At 64.2% G+C, this 14,277-nt stretch carries 11 protein-coding genes and 1 pseudogene; 8 read left to right on the top strand and 4 right to left on the bottom strand.

The window, feature by feature from the left end:
- Positions 1-226 precede the first annotated feature (226 nt).
- The gene (locus QFZ94_RS03155; RefSeq protein ID WP_018438163.1) at positions 227-1,111 is read right to left on the bottom strand and encodes an isocitrate lyase/PEP mutase family protein; all 885 of its coding nucleotides are present in this window, start codon (positions 1,109-1,111) and stop codon (positions 227-229) included.
- Positions 1,112-1,310: 199 nt separating this feature from the next.
- Here QFZ94_RS03155 and prpR point away from each other — a divergent pair, with 199 nt between their 5' ends.
- The 3 genes from prpR (at position 1,311) to ahpF (ending at position 5,810) form a co-directional block, all read left to right on the top strand.
- The gene (gene prpR / locus QFZ94_RS03150) at positions 1,311-3,332 is read left to right on the top strand and encodes a propionate catabolism operon regulatory protein PrpR (RefSeq protein ID WP_429455551.1); all 2,022 of its coding nucleotides are present in this window, start codon (positions 1,311-1,313) and stop codon (positions 3,330-3,332) included.
- 148 nt (positions 3,333-3,480) lie between these two features.
- Positions 3,481-4,044: an alkyl hydroperoxide reductase subunit C gene (gene ahpC, locus QFZ94_RS03145; protein WP_429455550.1), complete on the top strand. Its 564-nt coding sequence runs from the start codon at positions 3,481-3,483 to the stop codon at positions 4,042-4,044.
- Positions 4,045-4,217: 173 nt separating this feature from the next.
- Positions 4,218-5,810 carry an alkyl hydroperoxide reductase subunit F gene (ahpF, locus tag QFZ94_RS03140; protein WP_368583783.1) on the top strand — a complete coding sequence of 531 codons (1,593 nt, stop codon included), beginning with the start codon at positions 4,218-4,220 and terminating at the stop codon, positions 5,808-5,810.
- A gap of 110 nt (positions 5,811-5,920) precedes the next feature.
- On the opposite strand, the gene QFZ94_RS03135 is transcribed toward ahpF, so the two are convergent.
- On the bottom strand, positions 5,921-6,334 hold the full coding sequence (locus QFZ94_RS03135) for a DoxX family protein (RefSeq protein ID WP_176123767.1): 414 nt from the start codon (positions 6,332-6,334) through the stop codon (positions 5,921-5,923).
- Between the two features lie 96 nt (positions 6,335-6,430).
- Positions 6,431-7,156, bottom strand: coding sequence for a pirin family protein (locus QFZ94_RS03130; RefSeq protein WP_368583784.1), 726 nt, complete (start codon positions 7,154-7,156; stop codon positions 6,431-6,433).
- Between the two features lie 138 nt (positions 7,157-7,294).
- Between QFZ94_RS03130 and QFZ94_RS03125 the strand changes: the two genes are divergently transcribed.
- A complete protein-coding gene (locus QFZ94_RS03125; protein ID WP_410849311.1) occupies positions 7,295-8,206 on the top strand; it encodes a LysR family transcriptional regulator in 912 nt (303 codons plus the stop codon).
- A 15-nt stretch (positions 8,207-8,221) separates the two neighbouring features.
- On the opposite strand, the gene QFZ94_RS03120 is transcribed toward QFZ94_RS03125, so the two are convergent.
- A complete protein-coding gene (locus QFZ94_RS03120) occupies positions 8,222-9,238 on the bottom strand; it encodes a 1-aminocyclopropane-1-carboxylate deaminase (protein WP_429455549.1) in 1,017 nt (338 codons plus the stop codon).
- 133 nt (positions 9,239-9,371) lie between these two features.
- On the opposite strand from QFZ94_RS03120, the gene QFZ94_RS03115 reads away from it, so the two are divergent.
- From QFZ94_RS03115 to katE, 4 genes and pseudogenes are all read left to right on the top strand, one after another.
- The gene (locus tag QFZ94_RS03115) at positions 9,372-9,884 is read left to right on the top strand and encodes an Lrp/AsnC family transcriptional regulator (RefSeq protein WP_429455548.1); all 513 of its coding nucleotides are present in this window, start codon (positions 9,372-9,374) and stop codon (positions 9,882-9,884) included.
- Between the two features lie 154 nt (positions 9,885-10,038).
- Positions 10,039-10,797, top strand: a complete 759-nt coding sequence (gene msrA / locus QFZ94_RS03110; protein ID WP_368583788.1) for a peptide-methionine (S)-S-oxide reductase MsrA — start codon at positions 10,039-10,041, stop codon at positions 10,795-10,797.
- A gap of 307 nt (positions 10,798-11,104) precedes the next feature.
- Positions 11,105-12,004: a MipA/OmpV family protein gene (locus QFZ94_RS03105; RefSeq protein WP_429455547.1), complete on the top strand. Its 900-nt coding sequence runs from the start codon at positions 11,105-11,107 to the stop codon at positions 12,002-12,004.
- 104 nt (positions 12,005-12,108) lie between these two features.
- Positions 12,109-14,244 (top strand): annotated as a pseudogene (katE, locus tag QFZ94_RS03100) (catalase HPII); the annotation flags it as partial.
- Positions 14,245-14,277: the final 33 nt, after the last annotated feature.

The raw sequence follows: 14,277 nt of genomic DNA, 5'->3' as shown, positions 1-14,277 counted from the left end.
CGCGCTGAGGCGCGCGCAAAGACCATTGACGGGCCGGCGCGCGGCGCGCGAAGCGTGTGACTTCATGGTGCTTGAGATGACCTTTCGTGTGCGTTTTTATGCTTCGGGCTGGCGGGAACATCAGCTTGGCTGAGTTTCAGCCCCGCTTTCCAGCCCTGAATCCTAACGCAAGAAAGGTCCCCTTTCATGCAGGCGTGCAGCGCGCCGCCGCGCCGCCGCCGTTGCGTCAGTCCTTCGCCGCGTACTCCTTGTCCAGCCGGTCATACAGCGGCTTGTTGACGAGCCGCTGGCGCTCGCTGAACGGCGCGACGATCGTCGCGTCCTCGTCGAGGCGGCCATTGCTTTGCAGCGTGCCGAGCGCGCGCTGCATGCCGAGCACCGCGCCCTGCAGCGCCGCGTTCGCGTACAGCACGATGCCGTAGCCGAGCTTCGCGAGCGCGTCGCGCGACTGCACCGGCGTCTTGCCGCCGATCACGATGTTGATCAGCTGCGGCACGTCGAATAACCCCGGCAGACGCTCGATGTCGGCGAGCGATTCGGTTGCCTCGATGAACAGGATGTCGGCGCCCGCCTCGATGAAGCGATGACCGCGTTCGATCGCGTCCTCGATGCCGTGGACCGCGGCCGCATCGGTGCGCGCCATGATCTGCAGGTTCGCGTCCTCGCGCGCGTCGACGGCCGCGCGGATCTTGCCGACCATCTCGCTCGTCGCGACGACTTCCTTACCCGAGAAGTGGCCGCATTTCTTCGGCATCACCTGGTCTTCGAACTGGATCACGTCGGCGCCGCTGCGCTCGAGCACGCGCACGGTCTGGCGCACGTTCAGCGCGTTGCCGAAGCCGGTGTCGGCATCGACGATCAGCGGCAGCGCGACCGCGTCGCGGATGCGCGCGGTGTGCTCGGCGACTTCGGCAAGGCCGATGAAGCCGAGATCGGGCAGACCGAGCGACATGTTGGTGACGCCCGCGCCGGTGATGTAGACCGCCTCGAAGCCGGCGTCCTCGATCACGCGCGCGCTCATCGCGTTGAACGCGCCGGGCACGAGGAGGCCCTGACGCTGATTGACCTTGGCGCGGAACGCGGCGCGGCGGGTGGCGGAAGTGGTGGTCATGATGCGGGTCTCCAGAAGGGAAATCGGTAGTGGAACGCGGGTGACATTCTGCAGGAAACGTGCCATTGGCCGATGTTCCGCGCGTTGTGCCGATGGAACAAGGGTTTGCGCGCTGCGGGCTCGGCTCGGAGGTTCGTGGCAAAATCGGTGGAACGTTTCATGAAACGTTTCGCGGAACGTTTCAATCAAGGAGAACACGGTGTCCACGTTTAGCCCATTCGTCGCGAACCCGAGTCCCGCCGTCGATGTCGGGCGCCCCGGCGTCGCACTCGTCAGTATCAGCCGACTGCAATCGCTTTGCGAGGCGGTAGCGCCGCGCTATGCCGGCCGCGCGAAATTCTTCACGGTGCGGGAGGGCTATGGCGCTGCCGTCGCCGCGTTGCAGGCATACGTGGACGCAGGTTCCGTCGATGTCGTACTGTCCGCCGGCTCGAACGGCGCGTATCTGCGCGAAAATCTCAGCGTGCCGGTCGTGATGGTCAAGGTGAATGGCTTCGACGTGTTGAGCGCGATCACGCGCGCCACCGCCACGTGGCCGCAGGCGCGCATCGGGCTGGTGCTGCATGAAGCGATCGCGCAGGAACTGGCCGACCTGAGCCCGCTGCTGAACGTCGATTTGCGGCAGCGCGCGTACCGGTCGATCGACGAAGTGCGGCACGCGGTCGATGAACTCGCCGCGCAGGGCTGCCGCGTGGTGGTCGGCGCGGGCATGGCCTGCGATCTGGCGCAGCAGGCCGGCATGGAAAGCGTGTTCCTGTACTCGCTCGCCGCGGTCGAGGAAGCGTTCGAGCGCTCGGTCGAACTGGCGCGCGTGAGCCGCCAGAAGGAATCGAAGCGGGTGCGCCTGAATACGATCGTCGCGCACCTGCGCGACGGCGTCGCCGCGTTCGACGAAGCCGGCCAGCTCGAAGCCGTCAACCCGGCGATGCTCGACCTGCTCGGTTTAGGCCCGGCGCAGGAGGCGCCGAAGGACGACGAGGACACCCCCGCGCGGGTCGGACGCGCGCTCGCGCCGCTGTTGCGCGAGACGCGGGTCGCCGATGAGCCGGTCGACGAACGCATCGAGCAGATCGGGGGGCGCGCGCTGATCGTCAACTGTGTGCCGATCGTCGAGCAGGGCGAGCGGGCAGGTTTTGTCGTGACCGCGCAGGACGCGCTGGTTGCGCAGCGGATCGACCGTTCGCTGCGCACCAGCCAGCGCCCACGGCATCTGGTCGCGCGGCATCGGCTCGACGATCTGATCGGCGAGTCGGTGGCGCTCGAACGCGTGCGCCGGCTCGCGCGCGCCGGCGCCGCGCACGACGCGACCGTGCTGCTGAGCGGCGAAAGCGGCACCGGCAAGGAACTGGTCGCGCAGGGCATCCATAACGCGAGCCGGCGGCGCGGCAATCCGTTCGTCGCGTTCAACTGCGCGGCGCTGCCCGAGGGGCTGATCGAAAGCGAGCTGTTCGGGCACGAGGAAGGGGCGTTCACGGGCGCGCGGCGCGGCGGCAAGCCGGGACTATTTGAAATCGCGCACACCGGCACCATCTTTCTCGATGAAATCGGCGAAATGCCGGCCGCGCTGCAAAGCCGGCTCTTACGCGTGCTGCAGGAACGCGAGGTGATGAAGCTCGGCGCGGGCCGCGCGACCCCGGTCGACGTGCGTGTGATCGCCGCGACGCACCGCGATCTGCACGCGCTCGTCGAGCAGGGCGCGTTTCGCGCGGATCTGTATTTCAGATTAAATCTGCTTCAGATAAAATTGCCGCCGCTGCGCGAACGCCGCGCCGACATCGCGCCGCTGGCGCGGCATCTGCTGGAGCGCGGCGCGCTGCAATACGGCTTGTCGGCGGCGGCGCTCGAGCGGGTGCTCGCGTTTCTCGACCCGCTTTTCGCGAATTACGCGTGGCCCGGCAACGTCCGCGAACTGGAAAATCTGCTGGCGCGCGCGGCAATTTATATCGGCGACGTGACCGGCGAGTTGTCCGGGAACTCGACCGCCGACGCCTTGCCAGACTGGTTGGCGGTATTTCCCGAGTTCAGCCGGATCAGGCCGGCTGGGGACGAGCGAATCACGGAAGCGTCTCAGGACGCTGGCCCTGGCAACACGGCGCCCCGCGCCAGCCCCACCCGCGAGGATGCGCTGCGTGCCCTGGAACAATCCGGCGGCAATCGCGCCGCCGCCAGCCGCGCGCTCGGCATCGGCCGAACCACGCTGTGGCGGCTTCTGAAGGGCTGAATCGCCCGGCCATTCGACCGATAGTCTGAACCGCCAAAATTAATAGGGATGGACTATCGAAGTCATTAATACAATCCACTTTACCTATTAAGTGTAGTCTGACATACTGGCTCTACTTTCCAACCACCCTCCAAAGAGGATTCAGCAAATGCCGATCATCAACAGTCAAGTCAAACCGTTCAAAGCACAGGCTTACCACAACGGCGATTTCAAGACCGTCACTGAAGAAGACCTGAAGGGCGAGTGGTCGGTTTTCGTGTTCTACCCGGCAGACTTCACCTTCGTGTGCCCGACCGAACTGGGCGACCTGGCCGATCGTTACGAAGAGTTCAAGAAGATTGGCGTTGAAATCTACAGCGTGTCGACCGATACGCACTTCACGCACAAGGCCTGGCACGACACGTCGGACACGATCCAGAAGATCAAGTACCCGATGCTGGCTGACCCGACGCTCGCTATCTCGCGCAACTTCGACGTGCTGATCGAAGAAGAAGGCCTCGCGCTGCGCGGCACGTTCGTGATCAACCCGGAAGGCGAGATCAAGCTGTGCGAAATCCACGACAACGGCATCGGCCGTGACGCTGGCGAACTGCTGCGCAAGGTTCAGGCTGCGCAATACATCGCGGCTCACCCGGGTGAAGTGTGCCCCGCCAAGTGGACGCCGGGCGCAGAAACGCTGACCCCGTCGCTCGACCTGGTCGGCAAGATCTAAGGTCCGCGCAGCTCACGCTGCACTCGCAGTCTGCATCTGCCGGGATCTTCCCGGCGCATCACCGCGCGAATCGCATGCTACGGCGTTTCGCGCGTTCCCCGGGCCCAGCATGTCCTATCCGGATGTGTGCGGCGCCGGGACACCAACACCCCTCGTCACGGAATCGCAACGCCATGCTTGACGCCAATCTCAAGACTCAACTGAAGTCGTACCTCGAAAAAGTTAGCAGGCCTATCGAGCTCGTCGCATCGGTCGACGACAGCGCGAAGTCGCAGGAGCTGCTGGCCCTGCTGAACGACATCGCGACTCTGTCGGAGCGCGTGACGGTGATCGAGCGTCGCGGTGACGATGAGCGCAAGCCGTCGTTTTCGATCGGCGAAGCGGGCAAGGAAGCGGGCATTCGTTTCGCCGGCATTCCGATGGGTCATGAATTCACGTCGCTCGTCCTCGCACTGCTGCAGGTCGGCGGCCATCCAGTCAAACTCGACGATGCGGTGATCGAACAGATCCGCAGCCTCGACGGCGACTATCAATTCGAAACGTATTTCTCGCTGTCGTGCCAGAACTGCCCGGAAGTCGTGCAGGCGCTGAACGTGATGGCACTGATCAATCCGCGCATCCGTCACGTCGCGATCGACGGCGCGCTGTTCCAGAACGAAGTCGAAGCGCGCCAGGTCATGGCGGTACCGACGATGTTCCTGAACGGCGAAACCTTCGGCCAGGGCCGCAGCGGCGTGAAGGAAATCCTCGCGAAGCTCGACACCAACGCCGGTGCGCGCGCCGCGAAGGAACTGGCAAAGAAGCCGGTGTTCGATACGCTGATCGTCGGCGGCGGCCCTGCGGGCGCTGCGGCGGCGATCTACTCGGCGCGCAAGGGCATCGCGACTGGCGTCGTGGCGGAGCGTTTCGGCGGCCAGGTGCTCGATACGCTGGCGATCGAAAACTTCGTGTCGGTGACCGAAACCGAAGGCCCGAAGTTCGCGACCGCGCTCGAACAGCACGTGAAGGCCTATGACGTCGACATCATGGACGTGCAGCGTGCCGAAGCGCTGATTCCGGGGCGCATCAACGAAGTGCGTCTCGCGAACGGCGCGGTGCTGAAGGCGAAGACGATCATCCTCGCAACCGGCGCACGCTGGCGCGAAATCAACGTGCCGGGCGAGCGCGAGTACCGCAATCACGGCGTCGCCTACTGCCCGCACTGCGATGGCCCGCTGTTCAAGGGCAAGCGCGTCGCGGTGATCGGCGGCGGCAACTCGGGCGTCGAAGCGGCGATCGACCTCGCGGGTCTCGTGCGCGAAGTGACGCTGCTCGAATTCGGCGCGACGCTGCGGGCCGACGAAGTGCTGCAACGCAAGCTGCGCAGCCTGCCGAACGTGAAGATCGTCACCCAGGCGCAGACCACGGAAATCACCGGCGACGGCAAGAAGGTCGACGGTCTGGTCTATAAGGACCTCGCTTCGGGCGACGTGAAGAAGGTCGAACTCGAAGGCGTGTTCGTGCAGATCGGTCTCGTGCCGAACACCGAATGGCTGAAGGGCACGGTCGAACTGTCGAAGCACGGCGAGATCGTCGTCGATGCGCGCGGCGCGACGTCGGTGCCGGGCGTGTTCGCCGCCGGCGACGTGACCACGGTGCCGTTCAAGCAGATCGTGATCGCGGTAGGCGAAGGCGCGAAGGCATCGCTGTCCGCGTTCGATCACCTGATCCGCCACAGCGAAGAAGTCGCGGCGGTCAGCGAAGCGGAAGCCGAAGCAGCAGTTTGATCCGGTAGATCAGAGACGCAAACGGCGGCCCGCGGGCCGCCGTTTCAGTTTGCGCACGAAAAAAGGCCCGCGGCATGCGGGCCTTTTTCGTTAAAGCGCGGCAATCGGTATCAACGACGGTCGAACGAATACTTGCCGGGGCCGGTCACGCACAACAACAGCAAGCCGCCGATGATGCCGATGTTCTTGTAGAAATGGATCATGTTGTCGTATTGCATCGCGCCCGTCATATTCCAGTAGTGGTGGCCGATGATCGCGGTGCCGAGCGTATACAGCGCAAGCAGCAGCGCCAGCGGTCGCGTGAAGAAACCCACTAGCAGCGCGACGCCCACGACCAGTTCCATCACCACCGCGATAACGGCGGACAACTCCGGCACAGGCGCGCCGGTCGACGTCATATAGGCGACGGTGCCGGAAAAGCCGGTCAGCTTCGACCAGCCGAACATCACGAACAGCACCATCAGCAGGATTCGGGCGACGAGAACCACAGCGTCTTTCTGGTTTTCAAACAGCGTATAGCGCATGATTTTTCCCGTTAGGGTAGAGAGTTGAAGCTCGCTGGACCTTGTCGTCCAACGAGCCAGATCAAGATTGAGTCATTAGCGGCGCAAGCGGAGCGCTTATGCCCACAACGCCGAGGTCTCGATGTTGCGCAGGTCGAACACGAGCACTTCCGCGTCGCGGCCCTGCGTGAACGTCAGCGCTTCTTCGCCACGCACCCGTGCGCCATCACCCTCGCCAAGCTCGACGCCATTCACCGTGACGCTGCCGCGCGCCACATGAACATACGCATAACGGTCCTTCGCGAGTTCGAGCCGCGCGGTTTCGTCGCCGTTGAAAAGACCCGCATACACACGTGCGTCCTGTTGCAACTGCAGCGAACCGTCCGCACCATCCGGCGACAGCACCAGCCGCAGCACGCCGCGCTTGTCGGCCGCGCCGAAATGCTGTTGCTGATAGCGCGGCTGCGTGCCTTGCTGCGCCGGTGCGATCCAGATCTGCAGGAAGTGCACCGGCTCGCTCTTCGAATGGTTGTATTCGCTGTGCGCCACGCCGGTGCCTGCGCTCATCAACTGGATGTCGCCCGGCACGATCACCGAGCCCGTGCCCATCGTGTCCTTGTGTTCGAGCGCGCCTTCGAGCACGTACGAAAAGATCTCCATGTCGCGATGCGGATGCTTGCCGAAGCCTTGCGCCGGTGCCACACGGTCGTCGTTGATCACGAGCAGGTCGGAGAAGCCGTTCTGCTTCGGATCATGATAGTGCGCGAATGAAAACGTATGGCGCGAGCTGAGCCAGCCGTGTTCCGCGCGGCCACGTTGGTTGGCGTGTCTGATTTCGAGCATGCTGTTTTCTCCTTGAGTTTTGTCGTGTGATCCGGGCCAGATGTTTGGCTGCGATCGATGAATGACAGTGTAGGTCAATCCAGATCGTTATAATCATGGTAAAACCGGAAACACTGTCGCATTGGAGTGGACAATAAGATGCAGCTCGATGACATGCGGATCTTCGTCGCGACCGTCGACGCCCACAATTTCACCGCCGCGGCAAACCGGCTGTCGCTGTCGAAACAGTTCGTGAGCCGCCGTGTGATGGCGCTCGAAGAGGCGCTCGGCGTGCAACTGCTGATTCGCAATACGCGCAAGCTGGCGGTGACCGATCTGGGCCAGGAGTTCTACGAGCGGGCCAAGCGCATCCTCGGCGAGGTCGAGGACGCCGAGCAGGCGATGTCGCTGCGCCGTGCCGGGCCGCGCGGGCTGCTACGCGTGAGCGCGCCGATGTCGTTCGGCATGACGCATCTGTCGCCGCTCGTCGCCGCGTTTCTGCGCGAGCATCGCGACGTGCGCTTCGATATGGAACTGAGCGACCGCGCTGTCGACGTGGTCGGCGAGGGCTTCGACATGGCGATCCGCATCGGCACGCTGGCGGATTCGTCGCTGATCGCGCAGAAGCTGATCGACGTGAGGATGATCGCGTGCTGCAGCCCCGGTTATTTGCGGCGGCGTGGCAGCCCGGCCGTGCCGGCAGATCTCGCGAATCACGATTGTCTGCTGTACGGCCATGGCGGCGCGGTGAGCTGGGAGTTTCGCGTCGACGGCGCGGCGAAGAGCGTCGAGGTGCGCGGGCCGTTGCGGGCCAATAACGGCGAGCTGATTCGCGATTCGGCCGTCGCGGGACTGGGAATCGTCCGGCTGCCCGATTTCATCATCGCCGATGCGCTCGCCAGCGGACAGCTCGTGCCCGTGCTAGAAGCATTCCTGCCGTCGGCGACGGGCGTCTATGCGGTGTATCCGCAGCATCGGCAAAGCTCGGTCACGATCCGGGCATTCGTCGAGTTTCTGCGCACGCATCTGAGGAAAAAGCTCGCGGCCGAACCGCGGACGCCCGTCGGCTAAATCTTCTAAACCCCATCAACCGTCGCGGAAGATGAAGCTGTACGCGCTCAACGCCGGCACGCCGCCCAGGTGCGCATACAGCACGCGCGAGCCGGCCGGAAATTCGCCGTTACGGACCTTGTCGATCATGCCGTGCATCGATTTTCCCTCGTACACCGGATCGGTCAGCATGCCTTCGAGCCGCGCGCACAATCGGATCGCCTCGAGCGTGCCGTCGTTGGGCAGACCGTATTCCGGGCCGCCGTAGCGCTCGTCGAGCACGATGTCCTTCGCGGTGATGTCGCGGCCCAGCTCGACGCTCTCGGCGGTCCGCTTCGCGATGCGCGTGATCTGCTCGCGCGTCTGCGCCGGTTTCGCCGAGGCGTCGATGCCAATTACCCGCTCGGCGCGGCCGTCGGCGGCGAAACCGACCACCATGCCCGCCTGGGTGCTGCCCGTCACCGAGCACACGACGATGTAGTCGAATTTGAAACCCAATTCGGCTTCCTGCTGGCGAACCTCTTCGGCGAAGCCGACGAAGCCGAGCGCGCCCAGCGGATGATCCGAGCAGCCGGCCGGAATCGCGTACGGCTTGCCGCCGGCGGCGCGCACACTGTCGAGCGCGTCTTCCCAGCTCTTGCGAAAGCCGATGTCGAAGCCGTCCGGCACGAGCCGCACGTCGGCGCCCATCATGCGCGACATCTGGATGTTGCCGACACGGTCGTAGACCGCATCCGAGTAGTTGACCCAGTTCTCCTGCACGAGCACGCACTTCAGACCCAGATGCGCGGCAACCGCCGCGACCTGGCGCGTCTGGTTCGACTGGATGCCGCCGATCGATACCAGCGTGTCGCAGCCTTGGGCGAGTGCGTCGGGGATCAGATATTCGAGCTTGCGGGTCTTGTTGCCGCCGAACGCGAGGCCGCTATTGCAGTCTTCGCGCTTGGCATAGAGCTTGACCTTGTCGCCGAGATGCTCGCTCAGACGGTTGAGCGGCTGGATCGGCGTCGGCCCGAAGGTGAGCGAATAGCGGGGGAATCGTTGCAGGTTCATCGGGGCTCCGTGGTGGGTGATTTCCGAGAGTTCATGTTAGAAAAAACCGTCGGAAATGAGCTTGCGAAAAAAATCGGCCAGACCTATTTTTAAAAATCAGCGAATCTCCGCTTCCTCACAAAACTTCGTAAAGATGGCCACTAGCGCAACAAAAGTTCGTGCTGGATCGAAACCTTCCGATCGGCAACACGCGCTCGATCGCATCGATCGCGCGATCCTGCGGCAGTTGCAGACCGACGCGTCCATTTCGAACGTGGCGCTCGCGGCGAAAGTGAAGCTGAGCGCGCCGGCGTGTTTGCGGCGCGTCGAGCGCTTGAAGGAATCGGGGCTGATTCGAGGCGTGGTCGCGCTGCTCGACCCCAAGGCGGCGGGCGCGGGCATGCTGGTGATCATCGGCGTGGTGCTCGATCGCTCGACGCCAGAGTCGTTCGCCGAATTCGAAAAGGCCGCGCAGAAGGTGGCCGGCTGCATGGAGTGCCACGTGGTGACCGGCGAGTTCGACTATTTCATGGTGATCCGCACGCACGACAGCGACAGCTTCAATCGCCTGCACGCGGAGCAGTTGCTGTATCTGCCCGGCGTGCGGCAGATCCGCTCGTTCATGGTGCCGAAGGAAATCCTCTCGACCACGAAATTTCCGCTGTAATCCGCTCGGTCACCACGCCGCGCAGCCGGCCGCAAAAACGCGCATGCTGTCATAAACGCCGCGCCCGCGCGACCAAGCTTCGGCGCACCCGCGTGCGGCCTGGCAGCACGGTGGCAAGGCGGGCGCGCGTCGGCACTTTTTCGGAGCGACCACCATGACTGGCAACAGACCGCAATCCCTTACATCGCTCGGCGGCAACTCGAAACGCTCACGTGCGGCCGCGTTGTCGTTGCTGCTCGGCGCCGCCGCCTTTGCGTCGCCGCTCGCGCAGCGCGTCGCGTTCCCGGCCGAGAACGCCGTCGTGATCGCACCGCCCGCGCTCGACGAACCGCTCCCGGCCAGCACCGCGCACGAGGAAACCGCGGTGCTCGCGGGTGGCTGCTTCTGGGGCGTCCAGGGCGTGTTCCAGCACGTGCGTGGTGTGACGAGGGCGGTGTCCGGCTACTCGGGCGGCTCACGCGACACCGCGCAGTACGAGACCGTCAGCGGCGGCGACACCGGGCACGCCGAATCGGTGCAGGTCACCTTCGACCCCGGCAAGGTCACCTACGGCCAGTTGCTGCAGGTGTATTTCTCGGTGGTTCAGGACCCGACCGAGCTGAATCGTCAGGGGCCCGACAGCGGCACGCAATACCGCTCCGCGATCTTTCCGCTGAACGATGCGCAGCGGCGCGTCGCGCAAAGCTACATCGCGCAGCTCGACAAGTCGCACGTGTTCCCCGCGCCGATCGTCACGAAGACGGAGCCGTACAAAGGCTTCTATCCGGCCGAGTCGTATCACCAGAACTATCTGACCTTGCATCCCGATTCGGCCTATATCGTGTTCAATGACATGCCGAAAATCGCCAACCTGAAGCGCCTGTTCCCCAGCCTGTATCGCGACAAGCCGGTGCTCGTTCAAGCAGGGCAATGACCCGGCCGAACGGTTGCGCCGCGCTCGTCATCAATCTTCCACAGACTTGGCGCATATCTTGCGAAGCCATGTTCCGTGGGCCATTGTCCGGGTCAGCGCGGCGCGCAAGGATCATGCGCAGTGGCCACACGACCGCGTGGGTCACGCGGGCTCGCCACGCCTCGTGCGCATCGCGCCGCCCGCGTCATCGATTGGAAAAATTACACGCCGTAAGTAGCGGTGCGGCGGTCGTCCGTGCTTTTTGGGTCCGCGCTGGACCCCGGGCGAAAACCTAACCTCATCGCGACGAGCGGATCGGAGGCTTCCGGTGGTGAACAGCCGCAGAAAGAAGCGGGGCGCCTCGCCCCGCCATAAACAAACCGGCATCGCGGCGAGCTTCTTCGTCGCCGCGACCTTGAGTGCGATGGCCTGCGGGCCGGGTGTGGCCTTCGCGCAGACGCCGTCGCCGCTCGGCGAATGGCAATACTCGGTGGGCGTTCCGCTGCAGAAGATGTGGCAGCCGAACATTCCCGACTGGCAACTGCGCTTCGGCGTGGCTACGTCGTTCCAGCCGCGCTTCGAGGGATCGGACCGCTATCACCTGGTGGCCGGTCCGAGCATCGACGTGCGTTACAAGGATCTGCTCTTTCTGTCGAGCGGCGAAGGCTTCGGCGTGAATTTCGCGCAGGGCGAGAACTGGCGCATGAGTCTCGCCGCAGTCTACGATCTCGGCCGGCGCGCCCAGGACGATCCGCAGGAACTCAACGGGCTCGGCAACATCAACCCGGCGGTGGGTCTGAAGCTCTCGGGCGAGTACGTCATTTCGAAGGATTTTCCGCTCGTGCTGCGCGCCGATATCCGCCGCTATTTCGGCGGATCGAACGGCTGGATCGGCGATCTCGGTGCCTATATGCCGATGCCCGGCAGCACCAGGCAGTTCTTCTGGTTCGCCGGCCCGAACGTGGTGCTCGCGGACTCCAAGTACATGAACAGCTGGTTCGGCGTCAATCAGGAGCAGGCCGCTCACTCGCAGTATCCGCAGTATCACGCGAGCGCGGGCTTCAAGTCGGTGGGTTTCGGTGTCAGCGCGATCTGGCTGTTCAGCAAGCACTGGTTCGCGACCGCCGACGGCGCGTTCGAGCAGCTCGTCGGCAGCGCGGGCAACAGTCCGATCACGCGCAGCCGCGCGACGGGCGTCGCCGACGTATCGATCAACTACCGGTTCTGATCTTGCGCCGCCGCGCCGCCATTGCGCTGCGACTTCGTAGGTATGGCCCTTGCTGACTCCGTAATCGCGCGCCGCGACGCCTTCGTCGCCGCGCGCCCGAACACAAGGAGTCGATTCCCATGGCAGGTAAAGCGAATACCCAGAAGCCCGCGGCCCACGCAAACGGGGCGGCGCAGTCGAACGACGCGAAATCGAACGATCTCGAACGCAATCGCGTGAAGCCGCAAGGCGAGGCGCTGCGAACCAATCAGGGCGTCAAGATCGCCGACAACCAGAACACGTTGCGCGCGGGGCCACGCGGTCCGTCGCTGCTTGAAGACTTCATCATGCGCGAGAAGATCACGCATTTCGATCACGAGCGCATTCCAGAGCGGATCGTACACGCGCGCGGCTCGGCCGCGCATGGCGTCTTCAAGGTCTACGAATCGATGCGCGAGTACACCAAGGCCGCGTTTCTGCAGGACCCGGCCGCCGAAACGCCGGTCTATGTGCGTTTCTCGACCGTGCAAGGACCGCGCGGCTCGGCCGACACGGTGCGCGACGTGCGCGGCTTCGCGACGAAGTTCTACACGCAGGAAGGCAATTTCGATCTGGTCGGCAACAACATGCCGGTGTTCTTCATCCAGGACGCGATCAAGTTTCCCGATTTCGTGCACGCGGTGAAGCCGGAAGCACCGAACGAAATGCCGACCGGCGGCTCCGCGCACGACACCTTCTGGGACTTCGTTTCGCTCGTGCCCGAATCGGCGCACATGGTGCTGTGGACGATGTCGGACCGCGCGATCCCGCGCAGCTTGAGGACGATGGAAGGCTTTGGCGTCCACACGTTCCGCTTCGTCAATGCAGAGGGCAAGGCGCGCTTCGTCAAGTTCCACTGGCGTCCGGTATTAGGCTCGTATTCGCTGCTGTGGGACGAAGCGCAGAAGCTCGCCGGCAAGGACCCGGACTTTCACCGGCGCGACCTGTGGGAAGCGATCGAGCGCGGCGATTATCCCGAGTACGAACTGGGCGTGCAGATCGTCGAGGAAGCCGACGAGCACAAGTTCGATTTCGATCTGCTCGACCCGACCAAGCTGATTCCTGAAGAGCTGGTGCCGGTGCAGATCATCGGCAAGATGACGCTCAATCGCAATCCGGACAACTTCTTCGCGGAGACCGAACAGGCCGCGTTCCATCCGGGGCATATCGTGCCGGGCATCGATTTCACCAACGACCCGCTGCTGCAAGGACGTCTGTTCTCCTACACGGACACGCAGATCAGCCGTCTCGGCGGCCCGAACTTTCACGAGATTCCGATCAACCGGCCGGTCTGTCCGTCCGTCAACAATCAGCGCGATGCGATGCATCGGCAGGCGATTCACGTCGGCCAGGCGTCGTACGAGCCGAACTCGCTGAACGACGGCTGGCCGAAGGAAACCGATCCGGCCGCCGAAGATGGCGGCTTCGACAGCTATCAGGAACGCGTCGAGAGCACGAAGATTCGCGTGCGCAGCGAGTCGTTCGCCGATCATTTCTCGCAGGCCGCGCTGTTCTACAACAGCATGTCGCAGCCGGAGAAAGACCATATCGCGGCGGCCTATCAGTTCGAACTCGGTAAGGTGACGAAGCCCGAGATTCGCGCGCGCCAGGTCAACGAGATCCTCGCGAACTTCGACGCCGGTCTCGCCGCGAAGGTGGCCGAAGGACTCGGTCTGCCGGCGCCGAAGCAGGGCACGGCGAAGCCGGTGGGGCCGAAGGCGTCGCCGGCGTTGAGTCTGCTCAATCGCGTGAAGCCGGGCATCAAGACCCGCAAGATCGCGCTGCTCGCTGCGCCCGGCTCAGATGGGGCTGCGATCAAACAGATGCAGCAGGCGCTCAAGAGTGAAGGCGCGACGCCGATGCTGATCGCGCCGACGCTCGCCGGGATCGATGGCCTCACACCCGACGCGACGATCGCCGGGCTTCCGTCGGTGATGTTCGACGCGGTGATCGTCGTCGGCGGCGAGAAGGGGGCGAAGGCGCTGTCGCAGTCGGGCGATGCGCGGCACTTCGTGCTCGAAGCGTTCAAGCATCTGAAGGCGATCGCGGCGCTCGGCGCGGGCCGCGATCTGCTCACGGCCGCGCAGTTGCCCGCGCAGTCGGACGGCGTCGCGACCGGTGAGGATTCGCAATCGGCCGATGTGTTGAAGGCGTTCATCAAGGCTGCCGGGCAGCATCGCGTCTGGTCGCGCGCGGCGCAGGCGGAATTGGTGCCGGCCTGAGCGGGCCGGGGAGGTTGCGCTGCCGCGTGAGCC

It is taken from the genome of Paraburkholderia sp. JPY465 (genome assembly GCF_050436725.1).
GTDB lineage: Bacteria > Pseudomonadota > Gammaproteobacteria > Burkholderiales > Burkholderiaceae > Paraburkholderia > Paraburkholderia youngii.
Note: the sequence above shows the minus strand (reverse complement) of the source record. Positions and strands in the feature narration are given on the sequence as shown.